Consider the following 23,317-nt stretch of genomic DNA (forward strand, 5'->3'; position numbering starts at 1 on the left):
GTGATGGCAACATGATCGTTTATGACAAAGAGATGTTGGAGCGAAAGCAGTATTGGCTGGATACACTCCGGAGCGAACCTGCTTTTCCCGATGTACCGTCTGATTATAAACCAACGGAGATAGTATTCGAGAGAGCAAGTTTGTCCTTATCAGTAGATCCAGCCGTGACGACTTCGTTACTTCGCGTTTGTAAGGATTCGGATTTATTAATGTATACATTCTTACTCGCTGTTACGAAAATCTGGCTGTATAAATATAGCGGTCGGCAAGAAATAGGGGTGGGTGTCCCGTCGCACCGTCCTACTCTGAAGTTGGTTCCAGTTGTTTCTAAACTGGAACCAGCCCAATCAGCGAAGCAAGTGATTCTGGAGACGAAACGAAGTTTGACAGAAGCTTATCAACATCAGGAATTCCCGATTGCTCAGCTACTGGATGAGCTGGGAGTAAGTGGGGATGAGCGGCTACCTTGGCTTACATTGATTGTGTCGCTTGACAATATTCATGATCCCGATTTCGTCGAAGAAGAGGCTCCTGATTTAGCACTGATGTTTGGAAAAGTAGATGGCGTCTTATCGGCGCGCTGGTTGTACAATCCAGAACTGTATCAGGAATCATCACTTGAGCAGTACTTCGAGCACTATATGCAGGCTCTACGCTTAGTCTTGGCCGATTCCTCGATTTCCGTTCAACAAATCGATCTCTTAACAGAGAGCCAGAAGAAGCAATGGGTCGTGGATTGCAACGATACAGGTGTGGATTACGATCAACATGCGACGTTATCCGAGCTGTTTGAGCATCAAGTGGAGCTACATCCAGAAGCGATCGCGGTTGATGATGAAGGTCGTCAAATGACGTACCGTGAGTTAAACGAAGTGGCGAATCAATGGGCGAGAGTGCTAAGAGGTAAAGGGGTACGTGCGAATCAGCCAGTTGGGATTATGTTAGAGCGTACGACTGAGTTCATCGTCGCCATCTTGGCCGTGACGAAAGCAGGCGGGATGTATGTTCCGTTATCTACCGATTATCCAGCTGAGCGAATCCACTATATGTTGGAGGATAGCGGCTGTCTGATAGCGCTAACGAAAAAGAGTTTGTTATCGGGAGTCGATTTTGCTGGTGAATGGATTTGTTTTGAGGATAAGGGAGCGAGTGAGGAAAGCAAAGAGAATCTACCACTTCAAAATGGGGCAAATGATCTAGCCTACATGATTTATACATCTGGTTCCACTGGGGCACCTAAAGGGGTCATGATTGAGCATCGCTCTGTTCATCATTTGGTGGTAGCTCATGAAGTGTTATATAGCGGTCAAATCGATTCTCAGGATCGCTTCCTTGTCTGTACCAATATTTCGTTTGATGCCAGCATATTTGAAACGTGGCTACCCCTCTTAGTAGGAGCAACGCTCGTGATGTATGCAGGTGAAAAGTTTGATGTGATGCGTCTGGCGACATCGATGGAACAGAAGAAAACAACGGTTGCCTTTATCCCACCGGCGTTGCTCAATCCACTGTACGACGAGTTTATGGAATCCGGTAGGAAATTTCCGCTTACGAAGATGTTTGTAGGTGGAGAAGCGCCTAAAAGGGAGCATCTCGAGAATTATGTAGCACTCAATCCAGATTTAATGCTCTTAAACGGCTACGGACCCACAGAAACGACGGTTATCTGTACAGGTTATTTTTATCAATCGAAGAGCTCCATTGATCCAAATGTGCCAATCGGTAGGCCGATGGCGAACATGCAAACGTATGTCTTGAATGCCGATATGCAACCCGTTTCGAGCGGGATTTCGGGTGAACTATGGGTAGGCGGAGATGGGATAGCGAGAGGATACTGGAATCAGCCAGAGCTTACCGCAGAACGCTTTGTGGAGAATCCGTTTCGACCTGGGACAAAGATGTATCGTACGGGGGATATCGTGAAGTGGCTTCCGGATGGCAACATCCAATTTATCGGACGAGCCGACCATCAAGTGAAGATTCGTGGTTATCGGATTGAGCTAGGTGAAGTTGAAAATCGCCTGGTACAGCATGATGCGGTTAAAAACGCGCTTGTGTTAATCAAAGAAGATAGTCAGGGCGAGAAATATCTGTGTGCGTATGTAGAGATGAGTAGTGAGGCGACAAATGAGGATTTGATCGAGTGGATTGCCAAGCGACTACCGATTTATATGGTTCCAAGCGCTTTTGTGAGAGTGGATCAACTCCCTCTAACACCAAATGGAAAAATAGATCGTCGTGCGCTTCCAGAGCCAAATCAGTCTTCCTCTACTGTGCATGACAAACAAGCATACTTAGCACCGCGCAACGAGTTAGAGCAGACCATGGTGAAGCTGTGGGAAGAAGTGCTACAAGTAGAGCCGATCGGTGTGTTAGATAACTTTTTCGTGATGGGTGGACATTCGCTTAAAGCGCTCCAGTTAGTGAATAAAGTGACCAAGACATTCGACAGAAGCTTACCGTTATCCGTATTGTTTAAAAATCCAACTGTGGCTTTGTTGTGTGAGGTGCTTCAATCTCATGCGGACGATGCTTCTGGAAACTTAATTTTACTGAATGAAGGGGACGAAGCAGTCCCACCATTGTTCGTGGTTCATGGGCAAGGCGGTGGAATTATCAACTTTGTCCATCTAGCTCAGGAGTTTGAATCGAAACGGACTGTCTATGCTTTTCAAGCGCTTGGTTACGATGACGAGGAACCAATGGAGCTAAAGGTAGAGCAGATGGCGGAACGATATATCGCGGAAATGCGTCAAGTCTCACCAACAGGTCCTTATAACCTGATGGGCTGGTCCTTTGGAGGGATCCTCGTTTATGAGATCACGAGGCAACTAGAGGAACAAGGAGAAACGGTAGCTTATCTAGCTGTGTGTGATGTTAGACCTCGTTCCCACGAAGAGTTGCCAGCTTGTGACCCGGAACGTGATCCGCTCATTCGGTACGCATTACTTCAAGGGTTAGACGAAAGCCGTTTAGCCGAACTAAGTGAAGAAGAGCAACTTCGAGTCTGCCAGCAATTGATCAGCGAAGAAGTGTCTGATGGGGTGCTAGAAGAGGAAACTTCTCTCCCGAAACTACGTATCAACGCGATTAACGGCCTCGCGCTGAGACAGTACCAACTTATAGGTCCTATACGTGCTGACATTCACTTGTTCTTAGCTCTAGAAGACAGTCTGCTTGAAGGTGATGTGAAGCCAGAAGAGATTGTGGGTTTATGGTCGGGATTAACCAAGGGACAAGTGAAACATGTGTTAACGGGTGGAGATCACTACTCTATGCTTGAGCCCCCTCATATTCAGCCGCTGGTTGGGGAGATTTGTGGGCAGTTAGAGAAGCGGGTTGAAGCGGTGGTTAATGGATTGTTTATGAATGAGGATATAGGAACGGATTAGGGACCGTGTGTTTTTTGTAGAATCGGGATTTGGATGAGTTTGAGTTTGTTGGTTAACGATTGATTGGATGATCGAGGGCCCGGAGAGTCTGCCCGATACCTGCTCAGATACCGATCCAGCAAGGAAGTAGGGGTGTTCGCTTCGGGATCCTTCGCTCGGGCAGGTGCAAAACTCGCAAAGAACGCTCAAACAGGTTGCACCAAAAGCGCCCTACACTACGGATCCCTACGCTAAGTAGGATCGCTAACATCGCCGTAATCGAACAGACTCTCCTCACCCCTATATCCTAATTCATGGTTAACAACAAGCCTGTTGTTTGGGTGATTTGCAAGCTTGTTGTTTTAATCAGGAACTGTGAACCAAATTAGTGTGTCGTACTACGTAGATCGTAATTTGATCAAGTTTTGTTAACCAGTATGAGAATTGGAATAGGGGCATATGTGTCTACTCTCAGCGGACTTGCTTTTCCACATCCTCGCGGGTTCACTATTTGAGCTGTGAGTAGACACATTGCCCCGAGCCAACTACACCACACCTGGCTAATAACTCTTTCTTTAAATCAACCAACAAAGCAACAAAGCGAAACAGAAAGGAAGACAACCATGCTAACCAGCACCAACCAAGAAGTCAGTAAATATGAATTGTCACATACCCAGAAACGTTTCTGGTTCACCGAACAACTCGAGTTTGTTCAAGAAGCAAAAGTAAATGCGATGGCCCACGTATCCACTGCATTCACATTAAAAGGCAATCTAGACATAGCCCACTTCGGGCAAGTACTAAGCCAACTAGTCAATCGTCATGATACATTACGCACCTGCTTCCGCGAAGAAGACGGCAAGCCGTTACAAGTGATTTACTCTAACATTGACTATAACGTCTTGATGGTGGATCTCACGACGGAGACAGGAAGCGCTCAAAGCGATTTCTTACAACGCTTAGTCGTAGCTGAACTAAACAAACCATTCGATTTAAATGAAGCTCCTTTACTACGTACTACTTTATATAAATTGTCCGAATCAGAGCACATGTGTCTCATCGTAGCGCACCACATTATCGCTGATGGCTGGGCAATCGATGTCTTCATGTCCGAACTAGCAGCGCTCTATCATGCGAACGTAAACCAATTACCAAACCCACTCGAACCACTAGCGATTCAATATAGTGACTTTGCACACTGGCATAACGAGATGCTAAACGGAGGAGAACTGGACGAACAACGCCAATTTTGGCTTAATCGCCTAGCGGGTGAGCTACCGGATCTTAACTTCCCACTCGATTATTCGAGACCATCTATGCAAAAGTTCGATGGAGACACGGTTCCTCTCAAGATTGAAGGGGAGTTGATGCAGAAGCTAAAAGCGGCGTGTGAGAAGTTAGATGTGAGTCTCTATATGTTTTTATTAGCTTCTTTTAATGTGCTCCTTAGCAAATACACACGGAATACCGATATTATCGTGGGAACGTCTCTCTCGGGGCGTGTTCATCCTGAGGTATCGAACTTGATCGGTTGCTTTATTAACGCTTTACCTGTGCGTAATGAGGTGAAGGGAGAAGAATCGTTTCAAGACTTTGTAAAGCGGATTAAACAATCGGTGCTGGAGATCTATGCAAATCAAGAGTATCCATTTGACCGGATTGTAGAAGAGTTAGGAGTGGAACGGAACTTAAGTCGTAACCCGATTTTTGATGTGATGTTTGAAGTGCATACTCTTCGTACAGATAAACATGCAGAAGTAGAAGTAAGTTCGGATCTTACTCTTTCCTTTGAAAAATCATTAGATCATATTCGTTACTCGGGATTTGACTTTGCGTTTGAGTTATTCCAATCAGAAGGAAAGATCGACGGTTATATCCAATATTGCACCGCTCTGTTCCAGCGAGAAACGATAGAGCGCTTAAGTCGTCATTTTGTTCAACTCATCAGTCATGTGGTAGAGAATCCAGAGCAAAATGTATGTGAGATTGACATGTTATGTGACGAAGAAAAAAGACAAGTTTTAGAGAAATTCAATGATTTGAAGAGTCCATATCCGGTTCATGTTCCGATGCAACAACTTTTTGAGGAACAAGTAGCGCGGACACCGGAAGCGATCGCGGTCAGTTTTGAAGGAGAAGAGCTGTCTTACAAGGAGCTAAACGAACGAGCGAACCGCTTAGCACATTTACTACGCTCGCAAGGAGTAGGTGTAAATCAATTTGTGGCGGTTGTAAGCGAGCGAAATCTGGATTGGTTTACAACGATTCTCGCTATTTTCAAAAGTGGTGCTGCGTATGTGCCTGTAGATCCCAATCTTCCGGATGAACGGATTGCCTACATTATCCGCAATAGCGAATCAAAGGTAGTAGTGACGCAATCTGCATTTGTGGAGCGTTTAACCTCTCATGCGGGTGAGATGATCCAAACTCTGGTTTCGCTGGATGAGCAAGATCTGAGTGAGTATAGCGATGAGAATCTGAAGATAGCGAATGCATCGACAGATCTTGCATACATGATTTATACATCAGGCTCTACAGGGAACCCAAAAGGTGCTTTAGTCCGTCATGATGGGATGATTAACCACTTATTCGCGAAGCTCGAAAGCCTTGGTATCGGAGCTGAAGATGTCGTGGTGCAAAATGCATCAGTCAGCTTTGACATCTCGGTGTGGCAAGCACTTGTTGCTCTTTTAGCTGGTGCTAAGACTTCCATCGTCTCTTTCGAAGTGGCTAGGGATCAAGCTTTATTACTAGAGCATTTGCATAAAGAGAAGATAACCGTGCTTGAAACCGTACCGACTCTACTATTTGCCTTTCTTGATACGGTTCGCGGGTTAGCGCAATCAGACCGGGAGTTACCAGAGTTACGTTGGATGATTGCGACTGGAGAAGAGCTTCCTGTGAAGCTAGTAAACAGTTGGTTTGATCTATACCCACATATCAAGTTGATGAATGCGTATGGTCCTACCGAGTGCTCGGATGATGTAACCCAACATGTCATGTCCGAGCGGATTGAATCGGAACAACGCGTCCCAGTTGGACAGCCACTTGCTAATTTGAACTTATATGTCGTGGATCAATATAATCATCTAGCTCCTGTAGGGGTAAAAGGGGAGATTTGGGTTAGTGGAATCGGTGTGGGGGATGGTTACTGGAAAAATGCAGAGCTAACCCAAGAGAAATTTATTTCCAATCCGTTTTCAGTAGACCCGTCCCATTCCCGTGTATATCGGACAGGCGATTTGGGCCGCTGGATGACAGATGGATCGCTGGAATTCTTTAGCCGGATCGATTTCCAAGTAAAGGTTCGTGGTTTCCGGATTGAATTAGGTGAGATTGAGAGTGCCATTGGCAACCATCCGCAAGTAGATGAGGTAGCGGTGATCGTGAAGCAGGCCGCTGACGGTGATAATACGTTAGTTGCGTTCTATACGAGTAAACAGTTGCTTGAAACGAATGAATTACAAAGCTACCTACGCGACATTTTGCCATATTATACGGTTCCCACTCATATCATCCGCATCGAACGCATGCCACTTCTCACAAGTGAAAAAATAGATCGCAATGCATTGAAGAAATGGGAGATTGAAGAAGGGACCAAGCGTGGCGTAGCGCTACCGTCGACTCAAACGGAAATAGAGATCGCTTCGATCTGGCAGGAAATCCTTGGACTGGAACAGATTCATGCGGACGATAACTTCTTCCATATCGGCGGTCATTCGATTAGTGCGGTAAAAGTGATTAACCGAATCCGAGATCGCTTTCAAATCAAAATGGCGCTACAGCAAGTGTTTCTTACGCCAGTACTGAGTGAGTTATCGGCTGTGATTGATACAGAGATAGCGAAATCGAGTAGCTCTGACACGGACGATGCGAAGAAGATGAGCGACAATCCGCTACAACCGATGCCAAAACAAGAGGCATATACTCTCGCCCCGGTACAGTTGCCAGAGTGGTACTTGCACCACCTTGAGCCAGATAACCCATTTTATAATGTCAGCTTCGATGTGATGTTCCATGGTGATATGAACCTAGAGGCCTTCGAGTACGCATGGCAAACGATTGTGGATCGTCACGCGGTGTTTCGCACTTCTTTCCGCAATGACAATGGAACTGCGTACCAAATCGTAGCTCCAAGTATGGAGATGAGGATCGGAAATCTATACGAAGACTACACCCATGTAGCAGAAGAGAAGATTCACGAAGTGACGAAGGAAGTAGCATATGCACATGCGAACCAATTGTTTCATTTCGAGACCGGTCCATTGTTTTATACCAAATTAGTAGAATTCCCAGGCAAACAGTTCCTCTTTATGTTTGTAAGTCACCACATCATTTGGGATGAAACATCCTCGATGAACTTGATGAAGGAATTCAATGAGCTATACAACGCATTTGTGATGAATCGTGAGCCACAGTTGCCAGAACTTGCGATCGACTATGTTGATTATGCACAGTGGATGAATCGTTCGATTGAAGAAGGATACCTAGAAGAGCAACGCCAATATTGGTTGAAGAAATTTGCGGATGCTCCGAAAGGGCTTGATCTACCTACCGATTATCCGAGACCGCCGATGGTTACATTTAATGGTGGCACGATTCTAGGAAGATTCCATCCCGAACTCCAAAAGCAGGTTACGGATTTTTGCCAGCAAAACAATATCACCTTGTACATGTTTTTGTTAGCCGTTTTAAACCTATATGTGCATCGTTTGAGCGGTCAACAGGACTTTGTCCTCGGCTCCCCGATTCAAAATCGTGACGATGTAAAGCTAGAAAATATGCTGGGCTTATTTGCGACCGCGATTCCACTACGTTGCCTAATTGAAAAAGAGATGACGTTTGAACAGCTGGTTGCCCAAAGTAGACAAACGGCAATCGAAGCATACGATAACCACATCTATCCGAGCAATTTCGTGGTGGAGCAGATCGAAGCAGAAGTGGATCTATCGCGTTCGAAGCTTTTTACGATCATGTATGGACTCCAAAATAACAAACAGGATCTCTTGAAGAGTCTTCAGTTTGAAGGGCTTACTTGCAACTTTAAACTATATGACTTTATCGAAAGTAGCTCTCGCTTTGATTTGACCTTTGCTTTTGACGAGCTGGAAAGTGGCATTGAAATCAACTTGAACTACAACTCTGATCTGTTTAAGAAGTCAACGGCAGAGCGGATTGCGCAACAATTCATCTTGTTGACGGAACAAGTCGTAAGCACTCCAGAAAAGCAACTTCATGCCTATTCGCTAGTAACAGACGAAGAGAAGCACATGATCGTCAAAGAGTGGAATCAAACCGATAGTGAATATAGCGAGCAAATCTGTATCCATGAAAAGTTTGAACAACAGGCGGAGAAGACGCCGGATCATATAGCGGTTCAGCATCAAAATCTGACTCTCAGCTACCGTGAGCTAAATGAGCGGGCGAACCAACTGGCGCATCTGCTACATGAACTGGGTGTGAAATCGGAAGATAAGGTAGGGATTACGTTAGAGTCATCGGCGGATATGCTCATCGCACTCGTAGCGGTACTAAAAGCAGGTGCTGCCTATGTACCTGTAAGCCCAGAGCTTCCTATCAACCGCCAAAAGACGATTATCGAACGAGCAGGCATTGAAGTGCTGATTACGACAAGTGAATTTGGTCGTGACGATGTAGAATTTAGCGGACAGATGGTACAAATGGACACAGATCGCTCGCGAATCGAGGAGAAGTCTAAGCAAAATCTGGATCTATCTGTTTCCTCGAACCAGTTGGCCTATGTGTTATTCACTTCGGGTACCACGGGGATGCCGAAGGGGATCGAAGTAGAGCATCGGGGTGTTATCAGCTTATTCGAGTGGAGTGGACGGAAATATTCACTTACTAGTGCAGATGCAACGCTATTTATGACTCCGTATACCTTTGATGCATCCCTTCTGGAAACGTTTTGGCCGTTGATGTTTGGAGCGAAGGTGGTTATTCCAAACAAGGATGAGCTGAAGAATCCAGTTGCAATGGGTCAATTAGTGGCAGAGCATCAGATTACCATTCTCCAATTTGTACCGGTATTGCTGGAAGCGTTCGTAAATGCGAGAAAGAATGGCGAGTTCCCGCAAACCCCGTCGCTACGCTATGTCATTTGTGGGGGTGCGGTACTTACACGAGAGTTGCGCGATAAATTTAGCAGTCAATTTACCTGTCATCTAAGCAATCATTATGGTCCGACAGAGGTGACCGTTGATGCGATTACATTTGATTGCAACGAGCCATTTGAAGGCAATGTGGTTCCAATCGGGAAGCCAATCGGCAATGCAAAAGTCTACTTGTTAGATGAGCAGATGAATCTCGTGCCAGTAGGGGTGCCAGGTGAAATCTATGTTGCTTCAGCTGGTTTAGCTCGTGGATATTTGCATGATGTGGATGCGACGAATCGAAGTTTTGTACCAGATCCATTTTCTACAGATCCTCAGTCACGTCTGTATAAGACAGGGGATGTCGCCAAATATCTCGAGGATGGAAACATCGTCTACTTGGGTCGTATCGATAACCAAGTGAAGGTGCGCGGGAATCGAGTCGAGCTTGAAGAAGTGGAAAATTGGCTATCTTCGCATGATTCCATAACCAACTGTGCGGTCATTCATATGAAAGATGAGCGAATGGACGGACTGGTTGCCTATGTAGAGCTAGACCAAGAGGGGACTCCGCTTCAAGTGGGCGAAGAGAAGCTGAAACTATACACACTCTCTCAAATCCCAAGCTTAAAGCCTCGTATGGACGAGCTTCATTTGACAGCATGGCCGGCTTATTTTGCGGGAGAAGAAGTACAGCGTGAATATTGGCCAAAGCTGTTCCACCAATTTTCGGAGTATCAATTTACGTTAATCGACCAAGCAGGACATGTGGTAGCAGGCGGAAATACAGTTCCGATTTACTGGGACGGTACGAACGATGGCTTACCACAAGGTTGGGATGCTGGTTTAGTGAAGGGCTTTACGGATGCGGAAACGGGTGTGGAACCGAATACGTTACTCGTTCTTGCTGGAGTGGTAGACGAGATGTATCAAGGAAAAGGGCTCGCCGCTATGTTGGTAAAAGCGTTTAAGCAATTGGCACTTGGACACGGATTAAAGCGTTTGATCGTACCGGTGCGTCCAACAGGTAAACATGCTTACCCAGATCTCAGCTTTACAGAGTACAGCGAGCTGTGCCGCGAAGACGGATTACCGGTTGATAACTGGCTACGTACACATGAACGTGTGGGCGGAAAAATCCTCAAAGTGGCAACCCAATCTCAATATGTAAAAGCAAGTGTCGCCGATTGGGGGCAATGGACAGGGACTTCGTTTACACAAAGTGGCTCTTACTCGGTACCAGATGCATTGCAACCTGTGCAGGTCGACTTGGAGCAAGGTATCGGAGAATACTGGGATCCAAGTGTGTGGATGGAGCATCCGGTTAACTCGGACACATCCTATACATGGGAGTATGTGGATCCAGAGAAGATTCAAAGCTTCCTCAAACAATTCATGCCTGAGTATATGGTTCCGCAACAATACATGTTTATCAGCCATATGCCACTCATGAATAGTGGAAAAATCGATAAGAAGTCGTTGCCAGAGCCGACTCTGAATCTTCAAAGCCAAAGAGATTTCGTATTACCACAAAGCAAAACCGAAGAAGAGATTCTAGCAATCTGGAAAGAGATTTTACAACTGGATGAAATCAGTGTTACGGATAATTTCTTTGATCTGGGCGGTCATTCACTAAAGGCGACTCAAACAGTTACCAGACTGACGAAGGTATTTGGGATCCAATTTAACCTTCGAGAATTATTCCAGGCGGTTACGATTCGTTCCTTGGCTCAGTTAGTAGAGTCGAAACGAGATTTGCAGCCGACGAGTAGCACTTCCTTCAAAAAGGTAGAACGACGCACTAGAAGTAAAAAATAGTTTCCTATCAGAAGTGTTGGGTGGGGTTATACTCCACCCGGCACTTGATAGCAAAGGAGTAGAGGTATGTCGAACGTAGAACTATATGAGTCTTCTTCTGCACAGAAGCGACTCTATCTGATTCATCAATTACAAGCGATGAGTACCGCGTATAATCTCCCTCTCGTGATGATGGTAGAGGGCGCATTTGATAAAGCTCGTTTTAATGAAGCAGTAAACAAGTTGATCCAGAGACATGAGGCTCTAAGAACGAGCTTTGTGGAAGAGAAGGGTGAAGTGTTACAGCAGGTATATGAGTCAATCGATACGACAGTCATAGAGCGAGGGATGGTAGAAGAAAAGGATATCGAACAGCTTGTAGACTCCTTTATCAGGCCTTTTCATCTCAAGCAAGCTCCGTTGCTCCGCGTAGAGATAGCTAATCTTTCAACGGAGAAGCATGTTTTGATGATGGATATTCATCATATCATCGCCGATGGGACTTCCATTCGGACCATGCTGGAGGAAATTCTCGCTTTTTACAATGGAATAGATCTGCCTGAGCTAGATGTTCAGTATGTGGACTTTGCCCTCTGGCAAAACGATTTCTTCCAATCTGAAGAGATCAAAACACAAGAAGAATACTGGTTGTCTACCTTTGCAGAAGAGGTGCCTGTGCTTCAGTTACCGCTCGATTATCCGCGCCCACCTGTGCAAACCTTTACCGGTGATCGGCACTCGTTTACCTTGGATGCCGTATTAACCGCACAGATTCAAGCGTTTGCTCGAAAAGAAGGCGTGACGCTCTATATGTTTTTGCTAGCGGCATATAATTTGTTACTAGCCAAATATAGTGGGCAAGAATCGATCGTAGTGGGTTCGCCGATTGCGGGGAGGAAGCATGTAGAGTTTGAGCGAATCGTAGGCATGTTTGTGAATACACTTGCGATGCGCAACGAACCGAAAAGCGATAAAACGTTCCGCGCTTTCTTGCAAGAAGTAAAGACAAATGCACTAAAAGCATATGACAATCAAGACTTTCAATTTGAAGAACTAATTGAACGCTTAGGGATTACACGTGATCGGAGCAGACACCCCTTATTTGATACGATGCTAGCCGTACAAAATACGGATAAAACTGCGATCGAATTTGCCGGTCTCCGCTTTACTCCTTATGAATTGGAAAATAAAACAGCTAAGTTTGATCTGTTTGTCGAGGTATTTGATCATGAGCAGGAATTGGAGTTCCATCTTCAATACAATACCGGACTATTTCGCGAAGAAACGGTGAAACAGCTTGCTACTCATTTACAAAACATCATTCAAAGCGTACTCTCTCAGCCAGAGAAGCAGCTGTGCGAATTTGAACTGATAAAAGAAGAAGAGAGACAACAGCTTCTCGCGATGGGATCAGGCTACAAGTTGGATTCCCCGACCGATCAAACGATTATGCAATTATTCGAGGAACATGTAGCGAAAACGCCAGACCATGTGGCCCTTGTGTTTGGCCAGACACAACTTACTTATCGTGAATTGAATGAACGGGCGAATCGTCTTGCACGCACTATACGAGAAAAAGGAATCCATTCGGACTCATTTATAGGCGTAATGGCGCATCGATCCGTGGATATGATCGTAGCCATCTATGCGGTGTTAAAAGCAGGTGCGGCGTATGTGCCACTTGATCCAGACCTACCGATCGAACGGATCGCCTATATTTTAGATGATAGTAAGACGCAGGTACTGTTAACACAGGAAAAATATCGCGGGAAATTAGACTTTACAGGAGAAATTCTCTATCTAGAAGATGAATCACTTTATCAGAGTGACAGCCATAATTTGGAGACCATTAACACCCCGCAAAGTATCGCCAATGTCATCTATACATCAGGTTCAACAGGCAATCCCAAAGGAGTGATGATTGAGCAGCATAGCATCGTAAATCTACTATGCGCGTTGCAAGACCAATATCCATTTGGCGAATCAGATGCCTATCTACTAAAAACCACATTTGCCTTTGATGTATCTGTAGCTGAGCTGTTTGGCTGGTTCTTTGGTGGACGACTCGTGATTTTAGAGCAGGGGCTGGAAAAAGATCCGTTTCGCATGTTACGAGCGATTGATCAATACCAAGTAACCTATCTCAACCTTGTCCCATCGATGCTTTCGATCCTTCTGGATACGATCACAGAAGACAAGCTAGCGATGTTAAATAGACTAAAATACTTGTTCGTTGCCGGCGAAGCGATTACACAGCCTGTTATTCATAAGTTTTATCAGCTTACTAATACGGTTCAGCTTAAAAACCTCTATGGACCTACTGAAATGACGGTTTATGCTACGGGCTACCCTTTAAGCAAAGAAGAGGATCATATCCATGTGCCAATTGGAAAACCACTTGCCAATATGGAGGCATATATTGTAAATAGTCATTCACAGCTACAACCAGTCGGAGTAATGGGCGAGTTATGTTTAGCGGGTAGAGGGATCGCGAGGGGTTATTTAAATAAGCCAGAGCTGACCGAAAAATCCTTTGTCGATCATCCATATAGGCCGGGAACGAAGATGTATCGAACGGGTGATATTGCCAGATGGCTACCTTGTGGAAACATCCAATTTTTCGGGCGGATCGACCATCAAGTGAAGATTAGAGGCTATCGCATTGAGCTTGGAGAGATCGAGACCAAACTAGTAGAGCACCCAGCTATTCAGAAAGCGGTAGTAGTGGCTCATAAAAATGAACGAGGCGATGCTTCTCTATGTAGCTATCTCGTTTCAGACGGCAAATGGACTTTATCAGAGCTACGCAAACATCTAGCGAAATCGCTACCTGATTATATGATTCCTTGCTACTTTATGGAACTAGACGCGTTGCCGCTCACACCCAGCGGAAAAGTAGATAAGCGTGCTTTACCAGAACCGAATATTGAGGATCAAATTCATAAAAAATACATGGCTCCAACCAACGAGGAAGAAATGACCATAGCTGAAATCTTTCAGGAGATACTGGGTATAGAGCGGGTTGGAATCGATGATCACTTCTTCGAACTAGGCGGACATTCGCTCAAAGCGACGATGCTCATCTTACATGTCCATAAAAAGCTAGAAGTAGAGCTACCGATGCATGTGGTCTTTAATCGACCTACTGTAAAAGAAATAGCGGAGTATATCCGAGGCGCAGAAACGCATGATTATACTTCTATTCAACCAACGGCGAAACAAGCCAATTATCCAGTGAGTTCCGCACAAAAACGGATGTATATCATGAACGAAATGGCCCCTGATAGTACAGCCTTTAATATAACTAGCACGATGGTGATCAGAGGTGAGCTTGACTATGGTTGGTTCGAAAACATATTTAACCAACTCGTTAAGCGCCACGAATCGCTCCGTACCTCGTTCGAATTAGTGGATGGGGAACCGGTTCAGATCATACATGATGAAGTTGCTTTTACGATCGAAATGATGGAAGCGAAGTGGGAGAACGTACATCAAGTGATGAAACGATTCATCCGTCCATTTGACTTGAAAAAAGAGCCACTCATCCGGGTTGGACTCATTCAAGTAGAGCCGACTGTTCATCTATTCATCATCGATATGCATCATATTATTTCAGATGGAACCTCAATCGGCATCATGATCAAGGAATTTATTCGTCTATGCCGTGGGGAAGCACTCTCACCACTGCGTATTCAATATAAAGATTTCTCTGCTTGGCAAAATGAAGCCTTACAGTCTGATGTGACGAAGAAACAGGAAGCGTATTGGCTGGAGCAATTTAAAGGCGATATCCCAACCTTACAGTTGCCAACGGATTATCCACGGTCAGACTCTGTGGATCACAAGGGGAATTCTGCCTTGTTTCAAGTAAGCAAGGAGCAGGCTGACCTTCTATATCAATTCTCACGTGAACACGAGATGACTCTATTTATTCTCTTGCTCGCTGCATACAATATCTTACTTTACAAATATACAGCACAAGAAGATATCACCGTAGGTACACCTATCGCTGGCAGACAACATATCGATTTAGAAAACGTTGTGGGGATGTTTGTGAATACACTACCGATTCGCAGTCAACCAGCTGGTAAAAAGACGGTTCGAGAGTTCGTAACAGATGTAAAAAATCAAGTATTCGCTGCCTACGAGAATCAGGGATACCCATTAGAAGAACTCGTATTCCAATTAGGAATCGACCGTGAGGCGAATCGGAATCCGTTGTTTGATACCATGCTTGTGGTGCAAAACATGGAGATTCCAGAGATTGAGGTGGATCATCTTCAATTCCATCCTTATGAAGAAGAGTCACATACTTCGCAAGGAGCCTTAACTTGGGCGGCGATTGAAGGCGACGAGGGCCTATCTTTAGTTGCGGAGTATCAAGTAAGCCTATTTAAACAGGAAACCATCGAAATGATGGGGCAAGATTTTCTGACCGTGCTACAAAAAATGATGGAAAACTTGGATGAAACCATTATGGAATTGTCCATTCGTGAGAAACAAGAAGCAGATGTATCGGATGCTTTAAGTGCTCTTGATGAAGAATTCGCCTTTTAAGAGTTGGGGACGGGGAGGATCGTCTAACATATGTTAGAGAAATTACAAAAATTGGGTCATTTAGTGGGGAATACACCACTGGTTCCTTTAGAACATCCATCGATCCATTTATATACAAAATTGGAATATCATAATCTGATGAATAGTGTGAAGGCTCGAACTGCCTACTATATGTTATCATCCGCGATCAAACGCGGGGAGATTCACGAAGGTACGACGTTGATTGAATCTTCGTCAGGCAACCTGGCGATTGCATTAGCAACGTTTTGCCAATATCTGAAGATCAAGTTTATCCCGGTCATTGACCCAAATATTAACGGAGTGTATGAGGATTTATTACGCTCGATTTCCTATCAAGTGGTAAAAGTGACGGATCGGGATGAGACAGGTGGGTTCTTACTTACTCGCCTAAAGAAAATACAAGATCTACTTCACTCGATTCCGAATGCATATTGGACGAATCAATATCAAAATCCAGATAATTTTTATGCCCACTACCACGGAATCGGAACTGAATTAGTCCAACATTTTGAAACGTTAGACTATGCATTTATTGGAGTGGGAACGGGCGGGACGATTTCAGGGATTTCGAACCGTTTGAAAGAGGCGTTTCCGAATGTAAAGGTGATTGCTGTAGATAGCGAGGGGTCTGTCATTTTTAATGATAAACCCAAAAAACGGCATATCCCTGGCATTGGAGCAAGTACTGTGCCGGAGCTAGTGAAACGTGCTGTGATCGATGAAGTGGTTCATATCTCGGAACAGCATACGGTAGAAGGATGCCATCAATTATTTGAAAATCACGGGATTTTCGCTGGAGGATCTTCTGGAACATCTTATTATGCGATCCAACAATATTTTCAAGATAAGGCCTTCGCCGAAAAGCCAAATGTGGTCTTCCTATGCCCGGATAACGGAGTTCCCTATGTACAGACGGTTTATAACGCCGAATGGATCAAATGGCTATTGAATCAATCAGTTTGCATCTCGTAATGAAACATACATGGAGGGATTTATATCATGCTTTATTTAAATACACAGCACATCAAACAAATAGGTGTCGATTGGCATGGGACCGTGCAAGTCATTCAGAATGCCGTTTTAAATTTAAAAGAACAGAATTTCGCACAGCCGATCAAGCCGTACTTGCGATTTAAAGATAAAACCAATCGAATCATTGCGATGCCTGCCTACATCGGAGGCGATTTCGAAGCAGCAGGGATTAAGTGGATTGCTAGTTTCCCAAAAAACATCGATCAAGGCATCCAACGGGCCCATTCGGTTACCATTCTAAACGATTCCGATACCGGCAAGCCTTTTGCTACCTTAAATACCGCGATTGTGAGTGGAATCCGTACTGCTTCCGTATCGGGTCTGATCATTCAAGAGTTTGAGAAAGTACGGGATCTAAAAGATGTAAAAGTGGGTATTATCGGCTTCGGCCCCATTGGCCAACTGCATCTCAGTATGGTTACGAATCTATTAGGAGACAAGATAGCATCCGTCACTTTATACGATAAAAAAGGCGTTAATCAAGAGCATATTCCGGCAGAGATCCTCTCGAAAACCAACATCGTCGATTCGTACGAAGAAGCGTATCAGGATACAGACATTTTCATTACATGCACCGTTGCCGCGGAAGGATATATCGACCAGAAGCCGAAAGATGGCGCTCTCTTACTAAATGTATCGCTTCGTGATTTTAAACCGCAGATCCTCGATTATACGAAATCAATCATTGTCGATGATTGGGAAGAAGTTTGTCGTGAAAATACGGATATCGAAGTGATGCATCATGAGCGGAATCTACAGAAAGAGGATACATACTCCATTGTAGATGTGGTGTGCCATGATGCGATGAACAAATTACCAGCGGAACAAGCCGTTCTGTTTAACCCGATGGGCATGGCGATTTTCGATGTAGCGATTGCTACCTATTATTACAAATTAGCAATGGAAACAGGGTCAGGGGTCCAATTGGATGACTAGGTCCGGAAAATAGATTGGATTTTGGGGTTAAAGAGGGGGTTCTACCATGAATAGTGTGATTTCTTCGCTAGCTTTAGTACCGGCGGAGCAAATTTATTTCCATGAATCACATGAAAATGAACGGTTAGGAAAAATATGCAAATCGATAACCGAGGAAGGCTATTTGAGTAATCCGCCGATCGCGATGAAGCTATCAAATGATAAGTATCTTCTATTAGATGGAGCCCATCGACTAATGGCCTTAAAGGCACTCGATTGTAAGCGGATTGTGATCCAGTTAGTAGAAGAAAAGGATATTTTTTTAAGTGCCTGGAATCATCTCCTCCCACAAGATGCTTGGTGGGAGGAATTACAACAGTGTCCTTATATTCGTTGGGCTACGGAACTGCTGGATCGCAATTGGCTTGCTCATGTCGTGTTACCTAGTGGAGAAACAACCTATTTATATTCTACTCATGATAGCGAAGAACCATTGGATCAATTAGCAGCATGGCACCATATTGTAGGACTCTATCAACATAAATGCCATGTTCGTAGAATTCCAAATGGAACTCACGTTGAACCAAAGGATGGGGAAGTATTTATCTGTTATCCGCAATATACCTTAGATGGATTAAAGAGAGTCGTTGAGTCCAATCGATTAATGCCAGCTGGGATCACCCGCTGTATTGTGGAAGGTCGCTTATTGAACTTACGAATTCCACTGGAAATCCTTCAATCTGAACAACTTCCAGTGGAAAAGTGGCAAACGCTACGTAACAAGTGGATGAACAGCCTACGTTTCTATACAGAGCCAGTCTACGTTTGTGAGGCGTAACTTCATCGAAAAGGAGTGATCTTATGAGAGCTTTTAGACTGATACTCCTAAGCTTCATTATATGCTTAGGTAGTTTTACCCCACTGATCGCAAGTGCACAGCAAGAATTACTACATACGACAGTGGAGGATGTAGAGAAATTTATAAACGACCAAAAAGAGGCTGGGAAAATCCCTGGCTTGGCCATTGTCGTCACGCAAGGTGATAAAACCTTGTATCAAAAAGGGGTCGGATATGCCAATGTCGATCAACAAAAAAAGATCGAACGAAATACGCTATTTGAAATCGGCTCAACCAGCAAAGCCTTTACCGCCCAAGCGTTATTTCAGTTAGAGGAAAAGGGACTCGTTCGCTTCGATGATCCGATTACGAAGTATATCCCATGGCTTACGATGATGTATCAAGGGAAGCCTGCTCAAATCACCGTGGAGCAGTTCCTCCATCATACGAGCGGTGTCCCGTTTAAAACCATTGGCCAAATCGCAAGTTCCACATCAGACGATGCACTGGAGAAGACCGTACGTAAGCTAGTAGGTGTCGAATTAACAAATCGTCCTGGTGAAAAATTTGAGTATGCCACCATTAACTATGATGTGCTCGGCTATGTGATCCAACGCGTTTCAGGGCTTTCGTTTGAAGAATATATGAAAAAGAACGTCTTTCCAGAGTTAGGGCTAAAGGACACATATATTCAAGGGAATGTGCCGTTGGACAGAATGGCAACAGGATACAAGGCTGGCTTTACGAGAGCACTTGAATACAAAGCGCCACTCTTTCGAGGCAACTATCCGGCTGGTTATGTCGTCTCAAGCATCGAGGACATAGAGCAGTGGTTGAAGGTTCAGATGGGCAGTGTGAAGGTAAATGAAGAGATTAGTAAACGAATCACTCGGTCACACGAACCTGACCGAAAAGTGGCCCCAGATCTAGACGGTTCTTCTTATGCGGCAGGATGGTCTGTCTATCAAAATGGAGATGGCGGGCAGATCGCTCATAGTGGAAATAATCCTAACTTCTCTTCTTATTTTGCCTTTCGTCCAAAAGATCAACTCGGGGTAGCGGTTTTAGCGAATATGAATTCGGATTATACAGCTGTGATTGGCCAAGGAATCATGAATATGATGAATGAGAAAAAAGGGACCAAGCTTACTTCCGATATGTATGTGAAAGTGGACCAAGTGGCAACAGCTGTTACGTTTATTCTTGGGACGATGGCACTGATTACACTCTTCTTTTTATCTCGCATTGCAATTCAAATCTTCAGGGGGAAGCGTACATTTGTAGGAGTCCGATGGCGTACAGCCTTCCTGACTGCGGTGTTACTAGCCATCATGGGCGGGGCCTTTGTGGGAGCGTTGTATTATCTGCCTGAAGTCTTTTTCCAAGGACTTCCGTGGAGTTTCGTCACTGTATGGGGTCCGATGACCATTTTGACAGCGATCCTTTCATTAGGAGTTGTGAACGGGTTGTTTTGCCTGTACGCCATACTAGCCAAGCTTTATCCTAAAAAAAAAGACAAGCCTATCTTTTATTTAGGAATCCTTAGCTTAATTGGCGGTCTGGGAAATGGGCTTATTATTTTCATGATTAATTCAACCCTCGCTTCGGATAAGGGGTTTAGTCCAGTCCTGTTTGGCTACTTTATCATGGGAATCGCCATTTATGTGATGGGCGAGAAGATGGTGCGAACCAAGTTAATTGATATCACTAATAACATCGTCTATGAAAAGCGCATGGACTTAATTGGAAAGATACTCGGAACCTCTTATCAAAATTTTGAATGTATCCCAGATGGGAAAATCTATGCTACGTTGAATAACGATACCGAAACCATAAGCCGTTTTTCTACGATTGTCATTACTGGAATTACAAGTTCCGTGACCTTGCTGTTTTGCTTCGTGTATCTGGGGTTTATCAATTTTTACGGATTACTTGTTTCGCTCGGGGTCATTCTTTTATCAGTAGGGCTTTATTTCATCATCGGTCGTTCGGCCAACCTGATGTGGGAGCAAACACGCGATATTCAAAATGTGTTTTTCAAATTTATCAATGATATTGTGGGGGGCTTTAAGGAGCTGTACCTACAAAAAGGAAAGCGGGCAGACTTTCAGCAAGCGATAGAGGAAAGCTGTGATGCCTATCGAACCAAGAGAGCTCTTGGAGAGAAGAAGTTTGTGAATGTTTTTGTGATTGGAGAATTGTTGTTTGTGTTTGTTATTGGGGCTGTTGCTTTTTTCTTCCCGATCTTGTTTCCCGAAATTCAAAAGGAATCGTTGATTAGTTATGTATTTGTCTTCTTGTATATGACAGGTCCGGTTCATGGGATCTTAAACTCATTTCCAGAGTTATTTCGCATTCGGATTAGCTGGAAGCGAATGAATGAGCTAACGTTGGATCTCGCTTCAGCTTCACAGGTGGAAGAAGTGGCGGAGAGTGTGGAATATAAAACGGCTCGCTCGCTACAGATTGAGGATGTGGTTTATCGATATAAAAGCAAATCGGGAGAAACGTTTTCTGTGGGCCCGCTCCAGTATGAGTTTCAGTCTGGGGAAATTGTGTTTATCACAGGGGGCAATGGTAGTGGGAAGTCTACCTTAGCTAAGTTGATCACGGGGCTTTATTCGCCTGATTCTGGACAAGTTAAGATGGATCATGAATCTATTGATTCAGCGCAAATAGGCTCTCATTTTTCTACTATTTTTAGCGATGTCTACTTATTTGATCGTTTATATGGGATTCACACCGATAACAAACAAGCGGACATCAAACGCTATCTCAAATTGCTAGAAATAGAGGATAAGATATCGGTAGATGCAAACGGGGTCTTCAGTACGGTGAATCTCTCAACGGGACAACGGAAACGGGTCGCGCTTATGATTAGTTATCTGGAGGACAAGCCTTTCTATTTGTTTGATGAATGGGCTGCGGATCAAGATCCGGAGTTTAGACGATTCTTCTATGAGAATTTGCTCCCGGATTTGAAGGAGCGGGGGAAGTGTGTGATTGCGGTGACGCATGATGATGGGTATTTTCATTTGGCGGATCGGGTGATTAAGATGGAGTATGGTCGGATTATGGATTTGGGTAAGGTGGGGCAGGTTGTTTGATGAATCGTAGTGATCCGACTCTTTCATCTTTCTATCTAAACAATGGTATAATGTACAAACATTTATGCTAAATAAAAAATTAAGGGGATATACATATGACAACTCAGTTGGAACCAAACAAAATTTTTCCTGTGCTAGAAACGGAGCGGCTCGTGTTAAGAGAGGTTACCCCTGCTGATGCGGGAGATATGATGGTCTATTTATCAGATCCAGTCGTGATGAAGTATTACGGACTCGCTCCTTTTGAATCAGAACAAGATGCGCTAGACGAAATCGCTTGGTATGGAAGCATTTTTCAAAAGAAAACGGGAATTCGCTGGGGTATTACGCTAAAAGGGACCGATCAAGTTATCGGTAGCTGTGGCTTCCTCAACTGGTCTACTCAACATTATCGTTCGGAAGTGGGCGCTGAGTTATCGAAAGAATATTGGAGTAAAGGAATTATGACTGAGGCGTTTCAAGCGATCCTTCAGTATGGATTTGACCACATGGAGCTTGTCCGAATCCAAGGATTGATGGAACTCGAAAATATCGCTTCACAGAAGCTATGCGAAAAAAGCGGCTTTATTAGAGAAGGCTTATTACGGAAATATGAATATACAGTTGGGAAGTTTGATGATATGTATATGTATTCATTGTTAAAGGAAGATTTTTCGGTTGTATCTTAAGTGGATGATTAGGTAAAAGATAATCCCCTTATATGGCGAGATGCCGTATAAGGGGATTTGTTATGCATGCGGATATCAACTAAGATATTTTTACTATGTTTACTGTAACTGCAAGTGATTCATTAAATACTGCGTAATCATTTATACCTTGTGTGTTAACAACTTGTAGTGTGCTAGGAGTTACGACTGCTGTTAAATCAGTAATATACGTTTGAGATCCAGTTAGGAAGTCACTGACATTTTCAAAAGTCAGCATGGAACCACTCTGAACAACGTTATCTAAACTTAATGCAACGGATATTGCACCTGGAGGGGTTGTCGGTCTAACAAATACAGAATAAGAGATTAAATAGACGTGCCCATTCGTTAAAGTAATATCTGTACCTGTAAAAGTAATATCTGCTCCGCCATTATTAACGAGTACAGTATCTAATGGAATTGCTACCGGAGAAGATGAGGTACCGGTTACACCTGTAATTCCAGTACTGCGTGCAACCATCATATTACTGGTGTTAATAGTCCCAGTGGGTCCTGAGGCCCCTTGAGGCCCTGTGTTTCCTTGAGGTCCCGTGTTACCTTGAGGTCCCGTATCGCCTTGAGGTCCCGTGCTACCTTGAGGTCCCGTATCGCCTTGAGGTCCCGTGCTACCTTGAGGTCCCGTATCGCCCTGAGGTCCCGTATCGCCTTGAGGCCCTGTGTTCCCTTGAGGTCCGATATCCCCCGAAGGTCCACTTGGTCCCGTTGGTCCCTGAGGTCCGATATCCCCCGAAGGCCCACTTGGTCCCGTTGGTCCCTGAGGTCCAATATCCCCCGAAGGTCCACTTGGTCCCGTTGGTCCCTGAGGTCCGATATCCCCCGAAGGTCCACTTGGTCCCGTTGGTCCCTGAGGTCCAATATC

The 23,317-nt window shown here is 44.4% G+C and carries 9 protein-coding genes and 1 pseudogene; 8 read left to right on the plus strand and 2 right to left on the minus strand.

The window, feature by feature from the left end; all coding sequences use genetic code 11:
- The first annotated feature begins 11 nt into the window (after positions 1-11).
- Positions 12-3,392 (plus strand): non-ribosomal peptide synthetase, encoded by a 3,381-nt coding sequence (locus EDD57_RS07930; RefSeq protein WP_131848921.1) that lies wholly within the window; start codon positions 12-14, stop codon positions 3,390-3,392.
- A gap of 103 nt (positions 3,393-3,495) precedes the next feature.
- On the opposite strand, the gene EDD57_RS14385 is transcribed toward EDD57_RS07930, so the two are convergent.
- Positions 3,496-3,669 carry a hypothetical protein gene (locus EDD57_RS14385; protein WP_165873715.1) on the minus strand — a complete coding sequence of 58 codons (174 nt, stop codon included), beginning with the start codon at positions 3,667-3,669 and terminating at the stop codon, positions 3,496-3,498.
- Between the two features lie 325 nt (positions 3,670-3,994).
- Here EDD57_RS14385 and EDD57_RS07935 point away from each other — a divergent pair, with 325 nt between their 5' ends.
- From EDD57_RS07935 to EDD57_RS07965, 7 genes are all read left to right on the plus strand, one after another.
- Positions 3,995-11,302 carry a non-ribosomal peptide synthetase gene (locus tag EDD57_RS07935; RefSeq protein WP_131848922.1) on the plus strand — a complete coding sequence of 2,436 codons (7,308 nt, stop codon included), beginning with the start codon at positions 3,995-3,997 and terminating at the stop codon, positions 11,300-11,302.
- A 66-nt stretch (positions 11,303-11,368) separates the two neighbouring features.
- Entirely contained in the window at positions 11,369-15,838 is a 4,470-nt protein-coding gene (locus EDD57_RS07940) for a non-ribosomal peptide synthetase (protein ID WP_131848923.1), read from the plus strand.
- A gap of 30 nt (positions 15,839-15,868) precedes the next feature.
- Positions 15,869-16,831 (plus strand): 2,3-diaminopropionate biosynthesis protein SbnA, encoded by a 963-nt coding sequence (gene sbnA / locus EDD57_RS07945; protein WP_131848924.1) that lies wholly within the window; start codon positions 15,869-15,871, stop codon positions 16,829-16,831.
- A gap of 27 nt (positions 16,832-16,858) precedes the next feature.
- Positions 16,859-17,827, plus strand: coding sequence for a 2,3-diaminopropionate biosynthesis protein SbnB (gene sbnB / locus EDD57_RS07950; protein ID WP_131848925.1), 969 nt, complete (start codon positions 16,859-16,861; stop codon positions 17,825-17,827).
- 46 nt (positions 17,828-17,873) lie between these two features.
- The gene (locus EDD57_RS07955) at positions 17,874-18,644 is read left to right on the plus strand and encodes a ParB N-terminal domain-containing protein (RefSeq protein ID WP_131848926.1); all 771 of its coding nucleotides are present in this window, start codon (positions 17,874-17,876) and stop codon (positions 18,642-18,644) included.
- Between the two features lie 23 nt (positions 18,645-18,667).
- Positions 18,668-21,751: a cyclic peptide export ABC transporter gene (locus tag EDD57_RS07960; protein WP_131848927.1), complete on the plus strand. Its 3,084-nt coding sequence runs from the start codon at positions 18,668-18,670 to the stop codon at positions 21,749-21,751.
- Between the two features lie 95 nt (positions 21,752-21,846).
- Entirely contained in the window at positions 21,847-22,419 is a 573-nt protein-coding gene (locus EDD57_RS07965; RefSeq protein ID WP_131848928.1) for a GNAT family N-acetyltransferase, read from the plus strand.
- Positions 22,420-22,498: 79 nt separating this feature from the next.
- Here the strand turns inward: EDD57_RS07965 and EDD57_RS07970 are convergent.
- Positions 22,499-23,317, minus strand: a pseudogene (locus EDD57_RS07970) (hypothetical protein); the annotation flags it as partial.

Origin of the sequence: Baia soyae, from assembly GCF_004341445.1 — a bacterium.
Taxonomy (GTDB): domain Bacteria; phylum Bacillota; class Bacilli; order Thermoactinomycetales; family Thermoactinomycetaceae; genus Baia; species Baia soyae.